The organism is Sarcina ventriculi (assembly GCF_900456775.1).
GTDB classification, from domain to species: Bacteria; Bacillota; Clostridia; order Clostridiales; family Clostridiaceae; genus Sarcina; species Sarcina ventriculi.
In genome coordinates, this window is the sequence record NZ_UAUL01000013.1 from 1 (window position 1) to 25,147 (window position 25,147).

Genomic DNA, 25,147 nt, shown 5'->3' on the forward strand with positions numbered 1-25,147 from the left:
TTACCTTAAAAAATTTAGATGTTGATATTATCTACTTTAGAAAATTAGCTAATAGATGTGAAATATAATAGCAAGATACTATAAATCTGCCATACAGTCGATTTGATATGGATTTAGATACAAAAAATCATAGCAAGATTATAGCAAGATTATCTAGGCTTTTATAAATTATTTTATTACTATCAGCGATAAAAAAGCTTGTAGTAAAAAGAGGATATATATTGTTTTTTTATTATAATAAATATTATGGCTTTTATTTAAATCAAAATTAGAAATTCATTTAATAATTTGACCTTTTTAAATAAATTTTATTTGTATACATCTTTGAAAACCTGTAAACAAGCCATTTAAACTCCCAACTTCGGAAAATCTACGTTTCTGAAGTTATAAGTTCTATGATTAAAAATTGTTCTTGCTTTTATAATACAATATAATATTATATTTAACAGGGAGTGTAACACTGCCCTTAATGGTTTGCTTATAATAGCTTTATTATCGTTATTTTTATTGTGAGTTTGATGATTAGTGCGAATAATCCATCAAGCTCTTTTATTTTGATACCTGTGGAAAAGAAAAAAGATTATTTTTATTTTTCAGTTCTTGAATTGAAAATAATAAATATCATTTATTGTTAATATCTATTTTAAACGATGTATACGCTTCGTAGGAAGGTTTTTAATATATTTATATAGAATATCTATTCTCTCACACAAAAACCTCTTAGAAATGATTTTAAAAGTGTTAGAATTAATTTTATAGTTTTTATTATTTATCTTATATTTAATTTTAATCCATTTAAAAACAGGTGTACTTTTTGTACACCTACACTATTGTTTTCTATTACTAAATCAACGTCAGTTGATACATATATATCTTTAGATATATTATTATTTTTAATATTTCTTTTTTAGATGTATCACTTACAGTATAATTTACAGTATCGCTTTTATATAGATAAACTAAAATTTTTTAAAAACCGAAAATTCTCCATAAATAACTCCAATAATAAGACCTTTTCAAAATCTTTTCTAAAATATTCCTCCTATTTTTTATAAAAGTTTCAGCATGTCATAAATTTAAATAGTATTATAAACATGTATACGCCTTTTTGAGAGGTTTTAAATTCAATTAGATAATTATTCATATTAGAATAAAGTTTAAAACAGATTAAAATTGATTTTAATCTTATTTAAGTTATAAACAAAAAAGATGTAGTTTTTTACTACACCTTATCACTTTGTATACATCAATTTAAATATGTATCACTAAAATTTTAACTATGTATTAATTTATACATTTTCTATAAATATAAACAAAGGTATTATAACAAACATGTATAAAGATTGCAGTATTTTTCAATAAAATTGACGAGAAAAGCAACACTATTATTTGTTTTTATAAATGTTTTTAATAGATTTATGCTAATAAATATCTGCATTTATCAGAATTTAGATATTATTTAATCCTCGTTTTAGCATTTTTTAGGATTTTATGAAAGAAATCTACTGGCGCGACTTTTAATATAAAAGCTTGTTTTTTAACATGTCCCCTCTATGTATATATTCAAAATATATTGATATCAACATTCGCTAATTTTAGCGAGATATCCAAAAAGTATATTAAATAGATAGCTTGTTATAAGCATTTTGTGATTATGGAATATTTTTGAGTTACTCTTAATAGCTGCCATAATTAATTTCACTATAAGTATTACTTTACTAGGTTTTTATTTGTAATTTTAACCAATCATAACTTTATGAAGCCTTTGATATAATCAATGTTTTTGCTTTATCTGTTACTATTTTTACCCCCCTTTCATGAGTTTTGGGAAATTTGCGAAAAGAAACCTACTGGAGCGACTTTTTAAATATTAGCCTAAATTTTTAGACCTACCCCCCTACCTTTTCAAAATCCATGTTTTAAACTATTTTTAACTACACATAACTTTGGCAGCATAATGTGCTATACCCATACAACCAATTAGCCACACAGCAACTCCACTCATTATTAATGGCATATAATCATCTTCTTTCTTTCTATTCTCTATACCTTTTAATCAATACCTTTAATTCATGTTGTATTTCCTCTTTATTACTTAGATATTTTCTGTGAACTTTCTGATGACAACTTTCACATAAAGAAATTAGATTATCTTTATCAAATCTTTTTAACCAATTATCTTTTAATTCTTCTATGTGATGTATTGTACCTGAGTTATTCAATTCATTCTTTTCTAAGCACATAAGACATAAATTATTATCTAAACCTCTTATAATATCTCTTACCCTTAACCATTCCTTAGAACTATAAAACTTTTGTTCCTTAGTATCTTTTCTATCTTTCTTATAAATACTATGTCTAATTCCTATCTTAGCCTTACAGCTATTACAGTATCTTTCTTTAATATCTATAAGATTTCTATTGCATAATTTACAAAACTTTTTCATTTTTCCCCTTGTATTTTCCATAAAAAAGTTTATTATTAAAATAAACAATTTCATTTTTTGCTATAAATTCAAAAAAGCCTGTAATAAACAGGCTCTTTTTTTATACTTCAATCTTTTTATTGTTTTGTTGTTTAGGCTACAAAACACGCATTTACGTAAAAAAATAAAGAGTAACAAAATATTACTCTCTACATTTAAATATAATTATCTTTATTCTTAAACCAGAGCAACCGAGGGGCGTTATAATGGTGTCTCTTAATTTAAATACAACTATTGTTATTCTTAAACGGGCATTTATTTAGGGAATAACCAAATTATCAACGCATTTAAATACAACTATTGTTATTCTTAAACCTTATTTTATAAACTGTATAGCTTTTAGTAAGACAGCATTTAAATACAACTATTGTTATTCTTAAACAATAAATAAAATACTAAGCTTCTAAACTTAGTATATTTAAATACAACTATTGTTATTCTTAAACGTATATGCATTATATCAATAAAATATACGTTTCGTTATTTAAATACAACTATTGTTATTCTTAAACCCTCAGCTTTATATTGAATCATCTCAATAAGCCTTATTTAAATACAACTATTGTTATTCTTAAACCACAGTAAAATAGCCATTTGTATTTAAATAAATTTCTATGAATTCTTTTAAAATAGCCATTTATTAATTAAATTACCAGCTAATTTTACATTTTAAAAAATAGCCTTATTACTATGTTTTCTAAAATTACTTGGTAAATTATTAAATTATTAAATAACAATATTGTATTCTTGTACACGCCCATTAAAATGTTTTGCACAAGGCTTTTACCTATTTAATACAGGAGCGTTTGGTAGAGAGTTACTGCAAGGGACTCCTTATTTATAATAATTTGTTTTAACAGCACTTCTCACCTTTAGGCAGCTAAATCTACCTTTATTATAAATATAATGTAACATTTTTCCATAGGAATTGCAATATTTAATATTGTTTTTTTACTTGTTCTTCTATAATTTTTTCTATATCAGGAATAGCAATATTCTTACTTGCGTTAACATCAGCATTGTCCTTATAATTACATACTGTACAAGAAAAACTTTCTTGAGTCTTTCTATTTTCTTTATCTATATTCCCACATTTACTACATCTTTGAGATGTATATTTAGGATTAATAAAATATACTCTTATTCCATTTTCCTCAGCTTTATACTTAATTTTTTGTTGAAGGTCATAGTAACTCCAATTTTTAAGTAAGCTTTCCTGTTGTTGTTCACTAAATCCACTTAAATCCTCCATTTGAATTAATCCTACTCTATATTTAATAGCTACATCAACAATGTATCTAGAAACCTTATGATTATAAGTATCTCTAAAATTATTATATTTTCTTCCCATGTAATTAGCTTTTTCCATTTTAGTTTTATAGCCATGACCTCTATTATTATCACTTGCCCACTTACTAGCAATAGATAAAGCTTTTCTTCTAGACTCTAATTTTTGTCTATAATGCATAAGTTCTGTTCCATCTATACATGTATCTTTAAAGCTCATTTTTATATATTCATATTTAGAAGCATCATATATACTTAAAGTAGCTACTTTAGATACTCCAAGATCAATTCCCATTACTAAATTCTCATTTGTTTTAATCTCTTCTAGGTTAAAGGAAAAACTAATAGTTGCCATCCACTTTTTCTTTTTTTGATTATAGCTAATTTGCATAGCTCCTTGTTTATAACTTTTATCCAACAACCTTCTAATAATACTTTTTTCACTTGAACCCAATTTAGGAAATAAAAAATTAACTCTTTTAATTCCCAATTCTTTTTGTTTAGGAAGATTAAAAAATCCTATTTCTGCACCTAATCCTTTTGGTGTTTCGATAATGTTATAAGCATTATTATGTATAATTATTGGATTAGTTCTTTTAAAAGTAGTTAGAGATACATTTCCCTTTAAAAGTCCTGCTTTTTTATCATTTTTATATCTATTAACTACAAATTGCCTTGTCTGTGCAACGTTATTTGATAAAGCTCCAGGCATATATTCATTCATTCTATTCTCTATCCATGCCGCAAAACTTTTACCATATAATTTCTTATCATCACTTCTTGGCAAATCAGTTTCTTTAATTATAAAGTTTTGCATATCATTCTCATACATATAGCTTATAGCTCTATTACACGCTAAATAACTATTATATTGCAAATCCCTCAATTCTTTATAAAAGTCTACTTCTTTAAGTATATTGTTACTACTATATTCAATCGCAACTTGTACACATTTTGTTGTCATTCTATACACACTCCATAATAAAAAATAATATTATTATAAAAGTTTCTACAAATTCTAACTATATCCTTTAAAATATTTAAAATATAAATAACTAAATTGAAAATTATAAGACAACCTAATAACATAAATTTTATATTTTTTAATACACATAAAGACATTAAAAAACATAACATAATACTAATTGTGTTACTTTTCTAAAACTCTCACAAACTATAATAATAATGCATGTTAGAAGCTGTTTTAAAATATAAAACTTAACATAGGCTCAATATGTTACTTTTAATAGATTTTAAAACCTTTTATCATATTATTAATATGATTTTGTTCCACTCCAATATATCTTAATGTTATTGCAGGATTTGAATGATTAAATATCTTTTGTAAAGTAACAACATCTTTATATTGTGTATAAAATTGATAACCGAATGTCTTTCTTAAAGTATGAGTTCCTAAGTTATAAAGTCCTAATACTTTTCCAGCCTCGCTAAGAATCTTATATGCTCTAACTCTACTTATTGCATTGTTATATCCTTTTTGAGATTTTATCAGAAATTCATCTTCATGTTTTTCTTCATAATATTTTTTTAATTCTTTCTTTAACATTGGGGTAATAGGAAATATCCTTTGTTTTTTGGTTTTCTTTTCCCTTAGTGAAATGTAATCTTTTCCTTTAACATCTCTAACTCTAAGCCTTAAAATATCACTTATTCTTAATCCACTATTAACTCCAATTAAAAACATAATATAATTTCTTTCACTATAATTTCTTAGGTAATTTGCTAACTCTCTTATCTTGTCTGAATCTCTTATCGGTTCTACATAATTCATAGTCACCACACTCTTTTTTATTTTTTTATAAATAAAAAAGAACCTAGCTTAACTAGATTCTTCGTAATCCACATCATAATCCAAAGGAATTTTATTTTTCTTACATACATATTATCTCACATGTTTTTTCTTATGATCTATCAAAATATTTCAAAAAATTTCACAAAATTTCACTTAAATTAAAAAACTATTTTCCCATCTTGAAATATCATTTATTAATTCTCTTTTTATTTAAATTATTTAATTTCTACATTTAATACTGCTCTTCTTTCTTTTACTAATTGTTCCAATTCTTTTAAATCTTCTTCAGTAGCTTTATTTCTTATAAACCCTCTAGCACTAGAACGATGCTTTAAATAATTAGAATAATCTTTATTCTTTTCTTGCCAGCGTTTATTAATTTTTGTTCTTGTAGTAATTTTTTTCACCTTTTAAAACCTCCTATAAGGATAATAATAACATTATAATTTTTATTGATACAAAAATTACTATTATTAATAATATTATTTTGAAAATTAATTTAAGTGATACAATAACTAATTCTTTCACTGCTTTTAAGTGATTAATATAATATTATATTTAACGGGGAGCTGGAAACTCCCTTTGATGTATTATAGCTTATGATAGTTTAATTACTATAATAATACTAACTATTATCGCTATTCTTATTGTGAATTTAATGATTAGTGCGAATAATTCATCAAACTCTTTTATTATTTTGATTATCTTATTAATCACTTATTTTCACATCCTTATACATCATCGTACTACATGTAGTATATAAAATCAATAAAAAAAAGAACTAAAGATTTAAATTTCTCTAATTCTTTTAGCTAAATTTAATATTTATAGAAATATATAAAAATTAACACGATATTAATTGTTTTCTTTCGCAAAAAATGGTATAATATATTTAGTTTTTACGGAAAATTGAACAGAAAAAAAGAACCCAAACGACCAAATCCAAGTTCTTCTTTTCAACAACAATTTATTAACAAATGACAAAGTCATTAACTTTTATCTATATTATAAAGTTAATAATTAAAAATGTCAAATGTTAATTTACTCCGTATTTAATTTTCTTAACATTTTAATTGACGGATAGGAGTATTAAACATGGAAATATATAAAACAATCTTAAAACAAAATGAATTACAAGTAATAGAAAATATATCTTATAATAAAAAAACACAATCAATATTACAATCTATATATTCTTATATGATTAAACATACAACTCTTAATAATGGATTATTCCCTAAACAATTAACAGCTTTATATAAAATGTATATAAGATACCATAATAAGATATCTTGTATCTATTTTAGAAAATTATTAAAAAAATTAATTGATTATAAATTAGTAATAGTACATAAACATAGAAATATTAATGTTTATTCTGTTAATAGAAATGTAACTTACTATTCTAATAATTTAGATGAAGTATCACAAAAAGTATCATATAAAAAAATCGCTACAAACGTTGATACAGCTAGTGTAGAACATGATTCCTTAAATACCGAAATACTAAATATAAATAATAATACTATTACTATTATAGATAATACAGTTCCTGAAACTGTTGCTGATAATAAAGTTAAAAAATCTTTAGCTTATGAAAAAGCGATAGAAGAAAATAATAAAGATTTAGTTAAACCAAGTGAACTTATTGAAGTTGCTATAAACAAATTAAAAGAACAAGGTAGACATAGTAAAAAAATAATAGCTAGATTAAAAGCTAAATTAGAAAATAGAACTAATGTTGTAAGAAAGAATATGGACAAGTATTTAGATACTGTTGTAGCTGATTGTATAGCTTTCTATGAAGTTGAAAGAAAGAATATGGCTTTACTAATTGCTAAAAGAAGAAATAAGTTTTCTAACTCTTATAATGCTAAAAAGAACACTACTGCTAACTTTACACAAAGAAAATATGATTATGATAAACTAGAAAAACAACTTTTAGGTTGGGATAATTCTGATGATGATTGCGAAATTGGTACTATTGAACCTACTGTTACTCCTGCTATAGCTAACTTTACTCAAAGAGAATATGATTATATTGAATTAGAAAAACAAATATCTCCACTTGCTTATTTAGACAATAATCTTGAAAATGAAGAAAAAATAGAACAAAATGAAATAATAGAGGATATGGATGAAAATTTGAGTGGTATTGATAGATTGAGAAACTTAATAAAAAGATAAAGGGGTTTTCATTATGAATTTACTAGATAAATATATACCAGCAGAATTAGCGAAAAAAACTATAGAGGATATGGAAAGAAGAAAAGAATTAAAGATAAAATCAGAAAAAGAGTATAGTATGTTAATTAGACAAAAAATTAAAAGAAAATTAATTGAAAAAAATAAAAAGTTTTATAAATAATATGATTATAATATATTTAAAGTTATATGAGGAGGGCGATAAATATGGTCAAATTATTAGACCCTAAAATGGATTTTATATTTAAAAATATCTTTGGTTCAGAGAATAATAAAGAAATTTTAATATCTTTTTTAAATGCTACTTTAAAGTCTGAAGATAAGATAAAAAGTGTTTTTATAAAAAATGGAGATATAGAAAAAGAACATTTAACTGATAAATTTTCAAGACTTGATATAAAGGCTATTACAGATAAAAATGAGCATATAAATATAGAAATACAAATGAAAAATGAATATAATATGATACAAAGAACACTTTATTATTGGGCTAAACTTTATGAAGGACAATTAAAAGAAGGAGATAATTACTCTAAATTAAGTAGAACCATATGTATAAACATATTAAATTTTAGTTATTTAAATAATGACAAATTCCACAGCGCTTTTAGACTTAAGGATATTGAAACTAATGACGAACTAACTGATATTCAAGAAATTCATTTTATAGAAGTTCCAAAGCTTAAAGATAATAGTGATGAAAAAGATATGTTAGTTGCTTGGACTGAATTTTTAAAAGACCCTGAAAGTGAAAAAGTTAGAACATTAGAAATGAGTATAGAAGAAATAAGAAAAGCCAGACAAGAGCTTGTGAAAATTAGTAGTGATGATAGACAAAGAGAATTATATAATATGAGAAGAAAAGCTATGCTAGATGAGAGTGACGCTTTATATAATGCAGAACAAAAAGGAAAATTAGTTGGTTTAAAAGAAGGTGAACAAAAAGGAAAAATTGAAATGATAAAGGGCCTTCTTTTAAGTAATGTAGATATAGAAATAATAAAAACTACAAGTGGTCTTACAATAGATGAAATAAATAATATTAAGAAATTATTATAGTTTATTATAATAAATAAAAAGCTAGATAGGGTGTTCATCTACCTAGCTTATTTTTATTATAATTTATTAATATGTTCTAAAACTTTTAATTAATATTTATTAATTGGGGATTTTTTATTCTATCTTTTTTTATTATTTGCAACAGAACCTCATGTTTTTTATTACAGTTTTATTCAAAAAGTATTAAATAAACTATAGTTTAAATGATATTTTAAAGGAGTAAATAGTATTATGGGGAATTATTATAGTTATATGAGAATCTCAACCAAAGAGAGCAATGATAAACAATCATTCAATAGGCAGGAGAAAAGCTTAAAGGTATATGCAAAAGATAATAATATAGAATATTTAATTGATTTTAAAGATGATATTACTGGAAGTACATTTGATAGACCTTCATGGAATAAGTTAGAGAAGATATTACAAAAGGGGGACACGATGGTATTTAAAGAAATATCTAGGTTTACACGTCAAGCTGAAGAAGGATATAAAAAATATATGGAATTAATGGAGAAGGGAATTAACTTAGTATTTTTGGTTCTGTTGCAAAGATAAAAAGATAAAATGTGATATAATAAAAGATAAAAAATAAAGATGGGGTTGAATGAAATGAAAAAGAATATATTTAAATATAAACATTTTAAATCTGAAATAATAATTTTAAGTGTAAGATGGTATTTAAAATATCCTTTAAGTTATAGAAACATAGCAGAAATGCTACTTGAGAGAGGAATAAAAGTTAATCCAAGTACTATAATGAGATGGGTTCATGAATGTAGCCCTATTCTAGAAAAGAAAATAAGAAAATATTTAAGAAAAAGTAATGATTCATGGAGGGTTGATGAAACATATATAAAAGTTAAAGGGAAATGGACATATTTATATAGAGCAGTTGACTCAGATGGTGATACAATAGATTTTTGTTTAAGCAAAACACGTGATATAAAGGGAGCTAATGGCTTTTTTATGAAAGCATTAAAAGCTTCAAATTCAATATATCCAAGAGTAATAACAGTTGATAAAAATCCTGTTTACAAGGCTCTTATTCCAGAATTAAAGAATAAACAAAAATTAAAGTCAAAAGTAATTCTTAGACAAGTTAAATATCTTAATAATATTATTGAACAAGACCATAGGTTTATAAAGAAGAAAGTTAAGTACATGTTAGGTTTTAAATCTTTTAAGACAGCTAAAAAGACTTTAGCTGGTATCGAAGCTATGCATATGATTAAAAAAGGGCAGGTTAAAAATTCTATTAAATCTGTTCTTTTTGAAGTTCAATTTATTAACAATATTCTAAAACCTTTACCTTAATTTAACACAAATATCCATACTAACTCTATCCTTTTTTATTATTTGCAACAGAACCATAAAAATAGATGAAACTTAAAATAATACCCTTACAAACTTGGTGAGGATATTATTTATATTCCTTTGTAAAATCAATATTTATTTAAAAGAAGTAGTTATTTAAATAACTCTTTAACGCTATTATAAATCCCGTGTGAATCTAACCCGTACTTTTTAATAAGTTCTAGGGCAGGACCTGATTCTCCAAAAACATCATTCATACCAATTTTAAGTACTGGCACTGGATATTTTGCACAAAGGGAGTCACAAACTGCACTTCCAAGTCCTCCTATTATAGAATGTTCTTCAACAGTTACAACTCTTTTTGTTTTCTTTGCAGAATTTATAATTATTTTTTCATCTAGAGGCTTTATTGTATGAATATTAATAATTTCTGCATCTATTCCATCCTCTAAAAGAAGCTTTGCAGCATCTAAAGCTTCTGATACACAAAGACCTGTAGCTACTATGGTAACATCTTTGCCCTCTCTTAAAAGTACCCCTTTTCCAAGTTCAAAATTATAATTTTCGGCATCATTTATTATAGGAACAGGAAGCCTTCCAAATCTTAAATACACAGGGCCATCATGGTCTATAGCAGCTTTTACAGCAAACCTTGCTTCTACATCATCACAAGGATTAATAACTACCATGCCAGGTATTGTTCTCATTAGGGCAATATCTTCATTACACTGATGAGTTGCTCCATCTTCCCCAACTGATATTCCAGCATGAGTTGCTCCAATTTTAACATTTAAATGAGGATATCCTATAGAATTTCTTACTTGTTCAAAGGCACGTCCTGCTACAAATATAGCAAAAGAACTTACAAAAGGAATTTTACCTGTTGTTGCAAGACCTGCTGCAATTCCTACCATATTGCATTCTGCAATACCACAATCTATATGTCTATCTGGAAACTCATTTTTAAAAATTTTAGTTTTTGTAGCTTCTGCAAGGTCTGCATCTAAAACTAAAAGATTTTCATATTCCTTTCCAAACTCTGCTAGTGCTTTTCCATAGCTTTCTCTAGTTGCTACCTTTTTTAATTCTGACATAATTTTTCACCTTCTTTCTCTAATTCATACATTGCAATACTATACTGCTCCTTATTAGGTGCTGTTCCATGCCATGAAGCCTTATTTTCCATAAAAGATATTCCTTTTCCCTTTATGGATTTTGCAATTATAGCCGTTGGTTTGTTTTTAACTTCCCTTGCTTCTTTAAAAGCTCTTTCTATATCATTAAAATCATGGGCATTAATATTAATTACATGGAAATTAAAAGCTTTAAACTTTTCATCTATTGGGTAAGGGGAACAAACATCTTCTATTTTCCCATCAATTTGTAGTCCATTATTATCAACAATAACTACTAAGTTATCTAATTTTCTATCCCCTGCGAACATACATGCTTCCCATACTTGTCCCTCTTGAATCTCTCCATCGCCTAAAAGCGTATAAGTTCTATAATTTTCTCCACTTAGCTTTGCAGATAAAGCAATACCAACTGCTGATGAGATTCCTTGTCCTAAAGAACCACTAGACATATCAACTCCAGGAATATGTTTTCTATCTGGATGTCCTTGAAGATAAGAACCTAAGTGTCTTAATGTTTTTAAATCTTCTTTAGGGAAAAATCCTCTTTCGGCTAATGTTGCATAATAAGCTGGTGCAACATGCCCTTTTGATAGAACAAAACGATCCCTATCTTCTTTTTGAGGATTTTTAGGATCTATATTCATCTCTTTAAAAAACAAATAAGTAAATATATCGGCTGAAGAAAGTGATCCACCTGGGTGCCCTGATTTTGCATTATATACTCCTATAATAATTCCTTTTCTAATTTCATTTGCTATTTTTTTCAGCTCTAAAACATTCATAAATTTACAACCTTTCTTTTAAATATAAAAAGTTTTTCCTATTTTAAAAATTTAAGAGGAGAAATCTCTCCTTAAATTTTACTCTCCAAATACAGCTTTATAATCTGCTTTAAATTTCTCTATCCCTTGGTCTGTTAAAGGATGTTTTACCATTTGCTCAATTACATTATAAGGAACTGTTGCAATATCAGCACCAGCTAATGCACACTCTGTTACATGAATTGGATTTCTAACACTTGCTGCAATTATTTCTGTATCTAAACCATATATACTAAATATCTCTGCTATTGTTCTTACAAGCTCTATACCATTTTGTGAAATATCATCTAAACGTCCTAAAAATGGTGAAACATAGGTTGCTCCAGCCCTTGCCGCTAGTAGAGCTTGGTTTGGTGAAAATACTAATGTTACGTTTGTTTTTATTCCTTCCTTTGAAAGAATTTTTACAGCCTTTAATCCTTCTTCTGTCATTGGGATTTTAACAACCATATTCTCATGAATGTATGCAATTTCCCTTCCTTCTCTAATCATATCGCAAGCTAAAGTAGTTGTAGCTTTTACCTCTCCACTTATTGGACCATCAACTATTTTAGTTATCTCTGTTATAACTTCTTTAAAATCTCTTCCTTCTTTTGCTATAAGAGATGGATTTGTTGTTACCCCACAAATTACTCCCATTTCATTTGCCTTTTTTATATCTTCTACCTTAGCTGTATCTATAAAGAATTTCATAAAATGACTCCTCCTAATACTAAATTATTTATATTAATTGACCTTTAATTTTCTTTTAAATTAATACTACTTATTATATTTATAAAATCATAATTTAAATAGTCTACTTAATAGATTTTTGTCCATAATAAGCATTTGGACCATGTTTTCTTAAAAAGTGTTTATCTTGCATAGATTTAGGTGCTTCTTTAGCTTCACCCTTTGATAAACTTTCAGTACGGCTTGCCATTTTTGCAATTTCCTCTAATACTACAGAATTATAAACTGCATTATCTGCATCTTTTCCCCAAGTAAATGGCCCATGATAAGAACATAAAATACCTGGTGTATGCATAGGATTTTTATCTCTTAAAGTTTCTATAATAACAAGGCCTGTATTTTTTTCATAATCTTCATCTATTTCTTCCTTAGATAATGGCCTTGCACAAGGAATAGAACCATAAAAATAATCTGCATGGGTTGTACCATAACATGGAATCTCCCTCGCAGCCTGTGCCCAAGCTGTAGCCCAAGGAGAGTGAGTATGAACTATTCCACCTATATCCTTATACTTTTTATAAAGTTCAATGTGAGTTTTTGTATCTGATGAAGGGTTATATTTTCCTTCTATTTTGTTACCATCTAAGTCCATAACAACCATATCTGAAGGAGATAGTAAGTCATAACTAACTCCACTTGGCTTAATTACAAAATAACCAGACTCTCTATCAATTCCACTTACATTTCCCCAAGTATAAGTTACAAGACCTCTTTTAGGAAGCTCCATATTAGCTTCATATACTTGTTTTTTTAATTCTTCTAACATACTACCTACCCTTTTCTTTTATTTACTTTCTTTAACTTCTTTTTTTATAATCTTTAGCATTTTCATAACATCATTTTCGCCTTTACCAAAATAATCATGAAGTCTCTCAAATTCTCGATATAATATTTTATATACTTGTACATTTTCCTTTATAGGTTTATATGTGTGTTCTTCTACTTTTCCCATAACTTTTGCTGCGTCAAATATAGAATCATAACCACCTTTTTCTTTTCCTGCAGCTACTGCCCCAAACATAGCAGCCCCAAGGGCTGGTGTTTGATTTGAAGCACCTATAAATATTTCTTTATTTGTAACATCAGCATATATTTGCATCATTAAAGGATTTTTCTTTGATATACCTCCACAAGCATATAATTCATCTACTGGTACTCCAGATTCTTCAAATGTTTTTATTATTTTGTTTTTACCATATGCTGTAGCTTCAATTAAAGCCCTATAGATTTCCTCAGGCTTTGTTAAAAGTGTCATTCCAAGCATCATTCCTGTTAAATCTACGTCTACTAAGCAAGAACGATTACCATTCCACCAATCAAGAGCAAGAAGTCCACTCTCCCCTACCTTTAGTTTAGAAGCTTTAAATGTTAAATATTCATGGATATTCATATCATTTTTCTTAGCTTCAATAAAGTATGATTCAGGTACACAATTTTTTACAAACCATTCAAAATGATCACCAACACATGATTGTCCAGCTTCATACCCAAAGAATCCTGGAAGTACACCATCTTCAACAACTCCACACATACCCGGAACTATTTTTTCTTCTGTTCCCAATAAAATATCACAAGTTGATGTCCCCATAATCATAAGCATTTTTCCAGGTTCTGTAACTCCAACTGCTGGAAGTGACACATGAGCATCTACATTTCCAACAGCTACTGCTGTTCCAGGAAGTAATCCAGTTTTTTTAGCCATTTCTTCTGTTAATTCCCCTGCTTTTTCACCTATTGACCTAATATCTAAGCTTAGTTTTTCAGAAACTACATTTTCAAGTTTAGGGTCTAATGCTTTAAAGAATTCCTTTGACGGATATCCTTCTTCTTTATTCCAAATAGCCTTATATCCTGCTGTACAACTATTACGAGCTTCAACCCCTGTCATTTGCATAGTTACCCAGTCAGTAGCTTCAATAAATTTATCTGCCATTTCATAAATTTCTGGTGCTTCATCTAAAACTTGCATTATCTTTGGGAATAACCATTCAGAAGAAATTTTTCCACCATATCTAGCTAAGAATTTTTCACCACGTTCTTTAGCAATAGTATTTAATTTATTTGCTTCGTATTGTGCAGCATGATGCTTCCAAAGCTTAGGCCATGCATGAGGATTAGATTTTAAATCTTCATGAAAACAAAGAGGTACACCTTCCTTATCAATTGAAAGAACAGTACATGCTGTAAAATCTATAGCTAGTCCTATTACATCCTTAGGATCAATGTTTGATTTCTTTAAAACTTCTGGGATTGTTAATTCTAAAACTTCTATATAATCTTTTGGATGTTGTAAAGCCCAATCTGGTTTTAATTTTGTTCCATCTGGAAGAAATTCATCTATAACTCCATGAGAGTATTCTTTAACTGCTTGTGCAACTACTTCGCCATTTGAAACATCAACTAAAACAGCCCTTCCAGACTGAGTCCCATAGTCTACGCCAATTGAATATTTCTTCATAATATCACTTCCCTCTTAAATTTAACGAAATGCTAAAGCGTTCCATCTAAGTTCATTTTTTAAATCTTTAATTGTTGTATTTTTATCTATATAAACGGCCTCAATTCCCATAGCCTCTGCCCAGTCTCCCATTTGTTCTGCTGTTAAGTCATAAGAAAAAGATGTGTGATGTGCACCTCCTGCTAATATCCAAGCTTCAGCTCCTGTTAAAAGACTTGGCTCTGGTTTCCAGAATGCACTAGCAACAGGTAAATTAGGCATTTTTATATCTTGTTCCATACATTCAACCTCGTTTATTATAAGACGGAAACGGTTACCTAAATCTACTAATGATGTTGCAACTCCTTTTCCAGGTTTTGAAGTAAAAACTAGACGAGCAGGGTCTTCTCTATTTCCCATTGACAACGGACAAACTCTTATGGATGGTTTAACATTGCTTATACTAGGGCAAACTTCTAACATATGTGATTGAAGAATTCCTTCTTTTCCTTTTGTAAGATTATATGTATAATCTTCCATAAATGAAGTTCCCTTTGCATTTTCAGTCCCATTTGCCATAATCTTCATAAGTCTAACCATACCTGCTGTTTTCCAATCTCCTTCAGCACCAAAGCCATAACCTTTTTCCATTAATCTTTGAATTGCAAGACCTGGAAGTTGTTTAAGACATGATAAAGTTTCAAAGTTAGTTACTATAGCATGATAATTTTTCTCTTTCATGAATTTTTCAAAGCCTATTTCTATTCCTGCTTGTACAGCAACATGACGTCTAAATTCATCTTCATCTCTTCCATCTAAAATAATATTATATTTTTCATAATATTCTTCTACTAATTTATCTATCTCTTCTTGAGGAACACTATTTACATACTCTGCAATATCAGTAATATTATATGAATCTATTTCCCAACCGAATTTAATTTGAGCCTCAACCTTATCTCCCTCAGTAACAGCAACATTTCTCATGTTATCTCCTACTCTAAGTATTCTTATATGACTACTTTCCATAACACCTATAGCAGTTCTCATCCACCTTGCTATTCTTTCTTGAACTTCTTTATTGTTCCAATATCCTACAATTACTTTTCTTTCAATACCCATACGACTTACAATATGACCAAACTCTCTATCACCGTGAGCTGATTGATTAGTATTCATAAAATCCATATCAATTGTGTCATATGGTATCTCTTCATTAAATTGTGTATGAAGATGAAGTAATGATTTTCTATACTCTTGAAGACCAAGTATCCATGATTTAGCTGGTGAAAATGTATGCATCCATGTAATAACCCCTGCACAATTTTCATCTGCATTTGCATCATTAAATAATTTTCTTATAGAAACATTATCTATTAAAGTAGGTTTCCAAAGAACCTCAAAGGGTAAAATACCTGATTTATTTAATCCATCTATTATTAACTTTGAATGTTTTTCAACTTCTTTTAAACATTCTTCTCCATAAAGACTTTGTGAACCTGTAGCAAACCAAAATTTATAATTTTTCATTTCCATTTTAAAATCCACTCCTTTTATTTCCTTATTGTAATCTTTTCTTAATTATATAAGACAATGTCTTTGTAAACAATTTCTTAATCCTACAATAAAATGGTATAGTTACCTAATCCGACATTAAAAAGAGTAAATTAAATGGTATAAATACGGTTTAATTTGCAACCTCATATTATTGTAGAAAATTAATTTTACTACCTCTAGCTTTTTCATATTTACAACAGAATCATTAATTATTTATCCTTGACAATATGTTTATAGAAATATTATACTTTAATCAATGAAAAAGTTTACATAGATTCACATTTTAGTGTATAGATGTATTGTAAAGTAAAAAAAAGAAAGGAGAATTTTAATGATGAAATCTGACAAAAAAATTTCCCCATCATTTATTTATTTTTTTGGTGCCTTTGGAGGTATTCTATTTGGCTATGATATAGGGGTAATGACAGGTGCCCTACCTTTTTTAGAAATAGATTGGCATTTGTCTAGTGCTGCATTTACTATTGGATGGATTACTTCTTCAGTTATGTTTGGTGCTATTTTTGGTGGTGCATTAGCTGGATTACTTTCAGATAGAATTGGTCGTAGAAAAGTTATTCTAATTGCTGCAATCATTTTCATGATTGGTTCAATATTATCTGCCTTTGCTCCTGATGGAGGACAATATTACTTAATAATCGTTCGTATAGGACTTGGACTTGCTGTTGGTGCAGCCTCTGCATTAGTTCCTTCTTATATGTCAGAAATGGCGCCGGCACATATGCGTGGGCGTCTTTCAGGAGTTAATCAGCTTATGATTTGTTGTGGAATGCTTATTTCTTATATTATGGACTATGTATTAAAAGGATTAAGCCCAGATTTAGCATGGAGAGCAATGCTTGGATGCGCTGCTATACCAGCACTTATTCTTTTCATTGGAGTCTTAGCACTTCCTGAATCTCCACGTTTCTTGATTAAAACTGGTCAAATTGAAAAAGCTAAACAAGTTCTTAGCTTCATCAGAAAACCTAATGAAATTGATGGTGAATTAAACCGAATCAATCAAACTGCTAAACAAGAAGCTTCTGCAATATGTAATACTTCTTGGGGCACTTTATTTACTGGTAAATACCGTTATTTAGTAATTGCAGGACTTGGAGTAGCTGCATTTCAACAATTCCAAGGTGCAAATGCAATTTTCTACTACATACCTTTAATAGTTCAAAAAGTAACTGGACATGCAGCAACTAATGCTTTAATGTGGCCAATTATTCAAGGTATAATCCTTGTATCCGGTGCAATATTCTTTATGATAATTGCTGATAAGTTTAATCGTCGTACTTTAATACGCTTTGGTGGAATAGTTATGGCATTATCATTTATATTACCATCTGTAATTAATGTATTAATTCCTAATGCAAACCCTATGATGATAGTTGTGTTCTTATGTATCTATGTAGCATTCTACTCATTTACTTGGGCACCATTAACTTGGGTACTTGTTGGAGAAATATTTCCATTAATTATTCGTGGAAGAGCTGCAGGATTAGCATCTTCATTTAACTGGATTGGTTCTTTCTTAGTTGGATTACTTTTCCCAGTTATGACTACATCTATGAGTGATTCAGCTGTATTTGCTATATTCGGTGTTATTTGTATACTAGGAGTAATTTTTGTTACCTTCTTTGTTCCAGAAACAAAAGGACGTAGCCTTGAAGAAATTGAAGAAAAATCTTTAAAAAAAGCAAGTTAGATATAGGTTATGATTGAAAAAGGACAGATTAAAATTTATTCTGTCCTTTTTGTAGTTTAATTTATTACTAATTTCTAAAGGTTACTTCTTAATCTAAAATTAATACCTATAGTAACTGACTTATTTTCTGTTATTTTCAACAAAATCATTTTTCAATTCTTAATTATTTTTTTATACATTGCTGGGGTTACCCCATATTTTAGTGAAAACAGCTTATAAAAATATCCCTTATTATTGTATCCTACCATATGAGATATTTCTTGAATAGATATATCTGTATTTGCAAGAAGTTTAACAGCTTCCGTTAATCTTACATTTTGAACATATTCAGAATATGTAACACCTTCCCTTTCTTTTAAAATTCTATTAAAATAATCCTCATTAAAATGAAATTTATCTACTAAATCTCTTATTTTAATTTGTGCGTAATTGCAATTTATATATTCTTTTATTTCATCGACTATAAAAGAGTTCATTGTTTTTTTCTGCTCTAACGATAAAGAAAACGTATACTCAGAGCTTAATAGATGTAAGATTCTCATTACTAACCCCTTACTAATATATCTAGAACTTTCATCATTACATTCAAGTTCATAAATTAATGATATTAAACTTTCTTCTATCTTTTTATTATTTATATCTTTAGGCTTAAAATGTAAATACTGTTTCGTATTTTTTTGTTTTAATAAAGATTTTTTCAAAAAATTAATAACCTTTTCTTCTTCTAGCTTTTCAACTATGGTTTCATCAAACATGGTATTTGACATACCTATAAATATTATACTAGCATCTTGAGAAAGCAAATAATCCTGATGTATGCAATTCTTATCTAAAAGAACTAATTCACCTTGCTGAAATTTTATATTTTTTCCAAGTATTCTTTGCTTTAAACTTCCTTTAATAACATAACCAAGTTCAATATAATCGTGAGTGTGAAGCTGTGTTACATCTCCATTATTAAATGTTATACTTTGTTTTTCTTTAGATATTTTAGGTGTAATAGCACCTGACAAGGTGCTATTTTTACTTAAAGTCCAACAGATTGCAAAGATATCTCCCTTAACTTCTTTAGGAAACTTTTTTCGTTCGACAAAATTAGCAGAGTACTCTTTACAAACTATTCTTAAATCTTTATTTTCTTTTTTTATATAATATATTAAATTCTCATTATCTTTAGTTATTTTAGAGCATAAATCCTGTAAATTCATTTATTTCTCTCCCCCATAACTATATCTATTTTATAAATTTTAATACTAAAGGTTAGCTAAAAGCTCTTTTCTTTGTTTTTCAAATTCCTCTTCACTTAAAACCTTCATATCAAAAAGTTCTTGTAATCCCTTTAATTTTACAGATACTATCTTTTCCTTTTCTGTAAGCTCATAATTAGAATCACTTTGCTTATTTTTTGCATTTAGTACAATTTCATTAATTTTATTAAAAATATGATTCTGTTGCAAATAATAAAAAAGGATAGAGTTAGTATGGATATTTGTGTTAAATTAAGGTAAAGGTTTTAGAATATTGTTAATAAATTGAACTTCAAAAAGAACAGATTTAATAGAATTTTTAACCTGCCCTTTTTTAATCATATGCATAGCTTCGATACCAGCTAAAGTCTTTTTAGCTGTCTTAAAAGATTTAAAACCTAACATGTACTTAACTTTCTTCTTTATAAACCTATGGTCTTGTTCAATAATATTATTAAGATATTTAACTTGTCTAAGAATTACTTTTGACTTTAATTTTTGTTTATTCTTTAATTCTGGAATAAGAGCCTTGTAAACAGGATTTTTATCAACTGTTATTACTCTTGGATATATTGAATTTGAAGCTTTTAATGCTTTCATAAAAAAGCCATTAGCTCCCTTTATATCACGTGTTTTGCTTAAACAAAAATCTATTGTATCACCATCTGAGTCAACTGCTCTATATAAATATGTCCATTTCCCTTTAACTTTTATATATGTTTCATCAACCCTCCATGAATCATTACTTTTTCTTAAATATTTTCTTATTTTCTTTTCTAGAATAGGGCTACATTCATGAACCCATCTCATTATAGTACTTGGATTAACTTTTATTCCTCTCTCAAGTAGCATTTCTGCTATGTTTCTATAACTTAAAGGATATTTTAAATACCATCTTACACTTAAAATTATTATTTCAGATTTAAAATGTTTATATTTAAATATATTCTTTTTCATTTCATTCAACCCCATCTTTATTTTTTATCTTTTATTATATCACATTTTATCTTTTTATCTTTGCAACAGAACCAAAAATACTAAGTTAATTCCCTTCTCCATTAATTCCATATATTTTTTATATCCTTCTTCAGCTTGACGTGTAAACCTAGATATTTCTTTAAATACCATCGTGTCCCCCTTTTGTAATATCTTCTCTAACTTATTCCATGAAGGTCTATCAAATGTACTTCCAGTAATATCATCTTTAAAATCAATTAAATATTCTATATTATTATCTTTTGCATATACCTTTAAGCTTTTCTCCTGCCTATTGAATGATTGTTTATCATTGCTCTCTTTGGTTGAGATTCTCATATAACTATAATAATTCCCCATAATACTATTTACTCCTTTAAAATATCATTTAAACTATAGTTTATTTAACACTTTTAATTAATAGTCATTTAAACTATATATCATTTTATTTTGATTATTTTTATATTAAACATTTAATAATATAGTTTAAATAACACTCTTGTAAAATAAGTTATTAAAATTTAAAGTAATACAAAAGAGATAATAGATTAATTAAAATCTATTATCTCTTATTTTTCTCAAAAACTCTTAGATAATTAAATAATAATAGAAGTAAACTTATATGTAAATAAGTCTGTTATTATGAATTTCTATTATAGTAATATCATCTGCTGGTACACATTTATTAGGTAGAAGAGAACCTAATTCTTCATTTACATCTAATAAATACACATTAATAAACCATTTTACTAATATTAAATTATTAATCACATTTTGAGGTATTTCCTTATTAATATAATCATCATAGCTATATCCATTAACATAAAAAGCATTCTCATAATTATAATATGCTTTTACATAATCTATAGGCTCATATGTCTCTATATTAGAAAGGGTAGATGAAAATTCTATAATGTAACATTTTTTTTGTTTTTCCCAATCACATCCTAATCTTAATTTAGATATTTTATTATTAGGAATATGAGAAGAAATACCTTCGATTGTATCTAAAATTTCAGGATATCTATTTATAGTAGAATATCCTTCCATATTACTTAATTCAGAATATATAAAAAATTCTATAGTAGCTCCATATTTGTATAATTTTAAAGATAATATTTCTAATTTTCTTCTTAGTTTACATTTATTATAACCAGTACATATATTAGTATTTTTATTATTAAGACAATAAGGACAGGAATCTTAATTGGATAATATTAGATATTTATTATCACAAATTAATATTAATTTGTTATCAATATCAACTGATATCTTATATTTATTCAGAAACTCTGAAAGAGTAGTATCTAACTGCAACATTTTTTTTAAGTCTAACAAACCATATTTTTTAATATTCTCTAAACCTTTTTCTGATAAAGTAGTCATATGCCTACACCTAATTTTAATATTTGAACTACATGATTTAATTAGATCAATCCCTAAATCTTTAACTACTTTATCAGTATCAATAGACGCTACATCGACACTATTAAAATAATTTTCAGTGTCTTTAAAATCTAAATTAAAATATTCACAGAAATTAGCCAACCATGTTGTACGTTTATCATTATAAAAATCAATAAGCATATTTTTCATTATGTCTCCTTTTCACCTTTATTTTTAATGAGAGAATGAGTTAACCATTTGTATAAATGAATGAATATTACTACCCAGTAGAGTTGACGCTATTAACGCTGAATTAGCAAATCCAAATAAATTTTTTATCGCTTTTCTTATTTTGATTGCATTACATTGATTAGAAGATAGTTGTTCTACTACTTCATTTATATCGTCTGAAAAATCTTCTTGCTCTTCATTGCTAATATTATATTTATCTAATTTTATTTGCTTTAATATTTCCTCAGCTAGCTTGTTTAATTGCTCCAATTCACTATTTGAATCACTATTTATAATATCTCTACCAGCTATTTGTTGAGTTCCGTTAAATTCTCTTATATTAATATTGTTAACCTGTCCCATTCTCAACTCCTCCTCTAATGGTATCATTCTTAATTTTAATTCATCTTTTAAATAATTATAGGCTGGTTCGAAAACTTCGTCTACAATTTTTTTAGGTGCTTTGTATGTACCATAATCACTATATACATTTAAATAGATATTGCGAATAGGTATATTACTTGAAATTAATTTACTTATAAAATAATAAGTCTCCTTGAGATGTGTAGGTTCATCTTCGGGTATATTAAATTTATATCTTTTACTATCTTTATTATATTCAAGGAATTCAGGCATGTCCCTTGCATCCTTTGTAATATCATAAAATATATTTTTTAATATTATATCCTCGTCTATCAATTTTTTAAATTTAATTATATTTAAATTACTATTACTATTTTCTATTCTTGTAATATTTGAATATGCTCTATCTAATTTAAATAAGCTTTGCTTATAATCTGAATATGTGAATCTTATATAATTAGTTTTTTCAATATTTTGTGTCATTAAAACCTCCAAATACTATATATAGTGAAAATTATTATACGCTATTATTATTTATAACGCTAATCTTAAATTTTTCTTTAACTTTAATTTCCATTATATAAGTCCTTTTTTCTTTAATTTTTAACTTTTTCTACAAATTTTCATATGTTGACATTAAATATTTATGTATTAGGTTTCCAGACATTAATATTATCTAAATAAAAAAAAATTTTACCTTTTTTAACTAATTGTTAAATTTTAACTATATAGCAATAAAGCCATTTGTAAGGATCTTTAGAAAAGTTGAGGTAATATAATAAATATTATATTACCTCAATTCGGCATGATATCTATATTTCAGAGAAATTTTATATTGCATATCTTGTTAAAAGATGTTATTATATAAACAAGAAGTTTAAACATTTAATTAGAATTTAATTCTATTTTTTACAATATAAATTAAGAATTTTAATTTAAAAAAATTTTATATAAATAAAAAAAGAAAAAAGTTTTCTTGCTTAATAATTGGTTCCCCAACCTTTTATTAAGTAGCTACTAAGATACCATATCTATCTAAGTAACATTTTTACAATGAAGACTTTTTTCTCTATCTAATAAGTCTATTGACTTTAAAGAACTTATTTGTTCATACATATTATAACACAAATAAGTAATTTAATTCAATATCTTTTTTATAGAGAAATTAAGTTTTTATAGGCATTTGTTACCGAGATCGTTGTTAACATGGTAGCAGATGCTTTTTTCTTTACCAAAATGAAAGGTGGAGAAATAATAATGGAAAATAGAAAATTAAAAAGAGTAGTAATAAAAGAGGAATTAGTAGACTTAACAGGAGATTTTAAAAGTGCAATAGTTTTAAATCAATTAATATATTGGAGTGAAAGAACTAAAGATACAGATAAATTTTTAAATGAGGAAAGAGAAAGGATTGAAAAATACGGTAACTATGAATTTGATAGTGAAAAAGCAGAAATTATAAAAGATGCTTTAACTCATGGTTGGATATATAAAAAAGCAAGTGAACTAGCTGAAGACTGTATGATAGGATTATCTAATGCAACAATGGGTAGAATACTAAAAAACTTAATAGCTAATGGTTGGATAGATGAAAGAAGTAATCCTATTTATAAATGGGATAGAACAAAGCAGTATAGAGTTAATATTGCTAAAATTCAATTTGATTTAAATAAAATAGGTTATGCTTTAGAGGGATATAGTCTAAGAACGGCATGCAACAACAGTTTTCAAAATAAAAATTCGTCTTTTAATCATGAAAAAAGCAATTTTCAAAATGAAAAATTACAATTTCAAAATGAAAAATCAGAGTTGCAAAATGAAAAATCACAATTTCAAAATGAAAAAGCAATACCAAAGATTACTACAGAGATTAAAAATATAGAGACTATATACAAAGATAGTACTACGCAATTTTTAGCGTGTAGTGACATTAAGAAAAATACTAAAACTTTTAATCAAGTTGAAATAGTAGAAAATAATACACATTTAATATTATCCAAAAACCAAAGAAGTAAAGTTTTATTATGGGATGTAATTAGACTTAAAAAATCTATAGAAATATTTAAAGAGCAACAAGGTCAATATTTTGCTTTACTAGAAAAAATATATTTAGATAATAAAAATTTTGTACCTAAAAGCAATAAATTAGCTACTACTAACAGCAATAATAAACCTTCTACATTTGCTAATTTTACACAAAGAGAATATGATTATGATAAACTAGAGAAACAGCTTTTAGGTTGGAATACTTCTGATGATTGGGAAAATGAAGATGTAGAATAAAATGAAATAATAGATAGATTGATAAACTTAATAGAAGATTTGAAAAGAAATAAAGTTAAAAACTATTAAAGAGTTTATAAAAAATGATTATTGCATAATTCATA

The 25,147-nt window shown here is 26.8% G+C and carries 24 protein-coding genes and 1 CRISPR repeat array; of the genes, 7 read left to right on the forward strand and 17 right to left on the reverse strand.

Annotated elements, in window-relative coordinates; translation table 11 throughout:
- Positions 1-2,036 precede the first annotated feature (2,036 nt).
- The 4 genes from DR020_RS11610 to DR020_RS11625 all read right to left on the reverse strand — a co-directional run bounded on the left by DR020_RS11610 (position 2,037) and on the right by DR020_RS11625 (position 5,993).
- Complete coding sequence (locus DR020_RS11610; RefSeq protein ID WP_235865702.1) at positions 2,037-2,468, reverse strand: HNH endonuclease signature motif containing protein; 432 nt, start codon at positions 2,466-2,468, stop codon at positions 2,037-2,039.
- Positions 2,469-2,639: 171 nt separating this feature from the next.
- Positions 2,640-3,063: a CRISPR direct-repeat array (repeat unit 30 nt; unit sequence ATTTAAATACAACTATTGTTATTCTTAAAC).
- Between the two features lie 360 nt (positions 3,064-3,423).
- Entirely contained in the window at positions 3,424-4,737 is a 1,314-nt protein-coding gene (locus DR020_RS11615) for an RNA-guided endonuclease TnpB family protein (RefSeq protein ID WP_112366039.1), read from the reverse strand.
- Between the two features lie 279 nt (positions 4,738-5,016).
- Positions 5,017-5,565: a site-specific integrase gene (locus DR020_RS11620; RefSeq protein ID WP_112366040.1), complete on the reverse strand. Its 549-nt coding sequence runs from the start codon at positions 5,563-5,565 to the stop codon at positions 5,017-5,019.
- Between the two features lie 236 nt (positions 5,566-5,801).
- Entirely contained in the window at positions 5,802-5,993 is a 192-nt protein-coding gene (locus DR020_RS11625) for a hypothetical protein (RefSeq protein WP_112366041.1), read from the reverse strand.
- 688 nt (positions 5,994-6,681) lie between these two features.
- Between DR020_RS11625 and DR020_RS11630 the strand changes: the two genes are divergently transcribed.
- From DR020_RS11630 to DR020_RS11645, 5 genes are all read left to right on the forward strand, one after another.
- Entirely contained in the window at positions 6,682-7,773 is a 1,092-nt protein-coding gene (locus DR020_RS11630) for a hypothetical protein (RefSeq protein WP_112366042.1), read from the forward strand.
- Positions 7,774-7,786: 13 nt separating this feature from the next.
- A complete protein-coding gene (locus tag DR020_RS12305; protein WP_160110479.1) occupies positions 7,787-7,954 on the forward strand; it encodes a hypothetical protein in 168 nt (55 codons plus the stop codon).
- A 44-nt stretch (positions 7,955-7,998) separates the two neighbouring features.
- The gene (locus DR020_RS11635; protein ID WP_112366043.1) at positions 7,999-8,850 is read left to right on the forward strand and encodes an Rpn family recombination-promoting nuclease/putative transposase; all 852 of its coding nucleotides are present in this window, start codon (positions 7,999-8,001) and stop codon (positions 8,848-8,850) included.
- 231 nt (positions 8,851-9,081) lie between these two features.
- The gene (locus DR020_RS11640) at positions 9,082-9,405 is read left to right on the forward strand and encodes a recombinase family protein (protein ID WP_112366044.1); all 324 of its coding nucleotides are present in this window, start codon (positions 9,082-9,084) and stop codon (positions 9,403-9,405) included.
- Positions 9,406-9,459: 54 nt separating this feature from the next.
- On the forward strand, positions 9,460-10,164 hold the full coding sequence (locus DR020_RS11645) for an IS6 family transposase (RefSeq protein WP_112366045.1): 705 nt from the start codon (positions 9,460-9,462) through the stop codon (positions 10,162-10,164).
- A gap of 152 nt (positions 10,165-10,316) precedes the next feature.
- On the opposite strand, the gene DR020_RS11650 is transcribed toward DR020_RS11645, so the two are convergent.
- The 6 genes from DR020_RS11650 to araA form a co-directional block, all read right to left on the reverse strand.
- Positions 10,317-11,258, reverse strand: coding sequence for a transketolase family protein (locus DR020_RS11650; RefSeq protein WP_112366046.1), 942 nt, complete (start codon positions 11,256-11,258; stop codon positions 10,317-10,319).
- Entirely contained in the window at positions 11,246-12,082 is an 837-nt protein-coding gene (locus DR020_RS11655; protein ID WP_112366047.1) for a transketolase, read from the reverse strand. The genes DR020_RS11650 and DR020_RS11655 overlap by 13 nt, the downstream gene beginning before the upstream one ends.
- A gap of 78 nt (positions 12,083-12,160) precedes the next feature.
- The gene (fsa, locus tag DR020_RS11660; protein WP_112366048.1) at positions 12,161-12,814 is read right to left on the reverse strand and encodes a fructose-6-phosphate aldolase; all 654 of its coding nucleotides are present in this window, start codon (positions 12,812-12,814) and stop codon (positions 12,161-12,163) included.
- Between the two features lie 103 nt (positions 12,815-12,917).
- The gene (locus DR020_RS11665; protein WP_112366049.1) at positions 12,918-13,619 is read right to left on the reverse strand and encodes an L-ribulose-5-phosphate 4-epimerase; all 702 of its coding nucleotides are present in this window, start codon (positions 13,617-13,619) and stop codon (positions 12,918-12,920) included.
- Between the two features lie 18 nt (positions 13,620-13,637).
- Complete coding sequence (gene araB / locus DR020_RS11670; RefSeq protein ID WP_112366050.1) at positions 13,638-15,311, reverse strand: ribulokinase; 1,674 nt, start codon at positions 15,309-15,311, stop codon at positions 13,638-13,640.
- Between the two features lie 21 nt (positions 15,312-15,332).
- On the reverse strand, positions 15,333-16,826 hold the full coding sequence (gene araA / locus DR020_RS11675; protein WP_235865703.1) for an L-arabinose isomerase: 1,494 nt from the start codon (positions 16,824-16,826) through the stop codon (positions 15,333-15,335).
- 352 nt (positions 16,827-17,178) lie between these two features.
- Here araA and DR020_RS11680 point away from each other — a divergent pair, with 352 nt between their 5' ends.
- Positions 17,179-18,558: a sugar porter family MFS transporter gene (locus tag DR020_RS11680; RefSeq protein ID WP_235865704.1), complete on the forward strand. Its 1,380-nt coding sequence runs from the start codon at positions 17,179-17,181 to the stop codon at positions 18,556-18,558.
- A gap of 152 nt (positions 18,559-18,710) precedes the next feature.
- On the opposite strand, the gene DR020_RS11685 is transcribed toward DR020_RS11680, so the two are convergent.
- From DR020_RS11685 to DR020_RS11715, 7 genes are all read right to left on the reverse strand, one after another.
- Positions 18,711-19,766, reverse strand: a complete 1,056-nt coding sequence (locus tag DR020_RS11685; RefSeq protein WP_112366051.1) for an AraC family transcriptional regulator — start codon at positions 19,764-19,766, stop codon at positions 18,711-18,713.
- A 45-nt stretch (positions 19,767-19,811) separates the two neighbouring features.
- Positions 19,812-20,015 carry an SHOCT domain-containing protein gene (locus tag DR020_RS11690; RefSeq protein WP_112366052.1) on the reverse strand — a complete coding sequence of 68 codons (204 nt, stop codon included), beginning with the start codon at positions 20,013-20,015 and terminating at the stop codon, positions 19,812-19,814.
- Between the two features lie 42 nt (positions 20,016-20,057).
- On the reverse strand, positions 20,058-20,762 hold the full coding sequence (locus tag DR020_RS11695) for an IS6 family transposase (RefSeq protein WP_112366045.1): 705 nt from the start codon (positions 20,760-20,762) through the stop codon (positions 20,058-20,060).
- A 54-nt stretch (positions 20,763-20,816) separates the two neighbouring features.
- Positions 20,817-21,140: a recombinase family protein gene (locus DR020_RS11700; protein ID WP_112366044.1), complete on the reverse strand. Its 324-nt coding sequence runs from the start codon at positions 21,138-21,140 to the stop codon at positions 20,817-20,819.
- Positions 21,141-21,398: 258 nt separating this feature from the next.
- Positions 21,399-21,830 carry a hypothetical protein gene (locus tag DR020_RS11705; RefSeq protein WP_112366053.1) on the reverse strand — a complete coding sequence of 144 codons (432 nt, stop codon included), beginning with the start codon at positions 21,828-21,830 and terminating at the stop codon, positions 21,399-21,401.
- Between the two features lie 153 nt (positions 21,831-21,983).
- A complete protein-coding gene (locus DR020_RS11710) occupies positions 21,984-22,376 on the reverse strand; it encodes a hypothetical protein (protein ID WP_112366054.1) in 393 nt (130 codons plus the stop codon).
- A 24-nt stretch (positions 22,377-22,400) separates the two neighbouring features.
- Complete coding sequence (locus tag DR020_RS11715) at positions 22,401-23,243, reverse strand: hypothetical protein (protein ID WP_112366055.1); 843 nt, start codon at positions 23,241-23,243, stop codon at positions 22,401-22,403.
- Between the two features lie 774 nt (positions 23,244-24,017).
- Between DR020_RS11715 and DR020_RS11720 the strand changes: the two genes are divergently transcribed.
- The gene (locus DR020_RS11720; RefSeq protein ID WP_112366056.1) at positions 24,018-25,043 is read left to right on the forward strand and encodes a hypothetical protein; all 1,026 of its coding nucleotides are present in this window, start codon (positions 24,018-24,020) and stop codon (positions 25,041-25,043) included.
- The last annotated feature ends 104 nt before the right edge of the window (positions 25,044-25,147 follow it).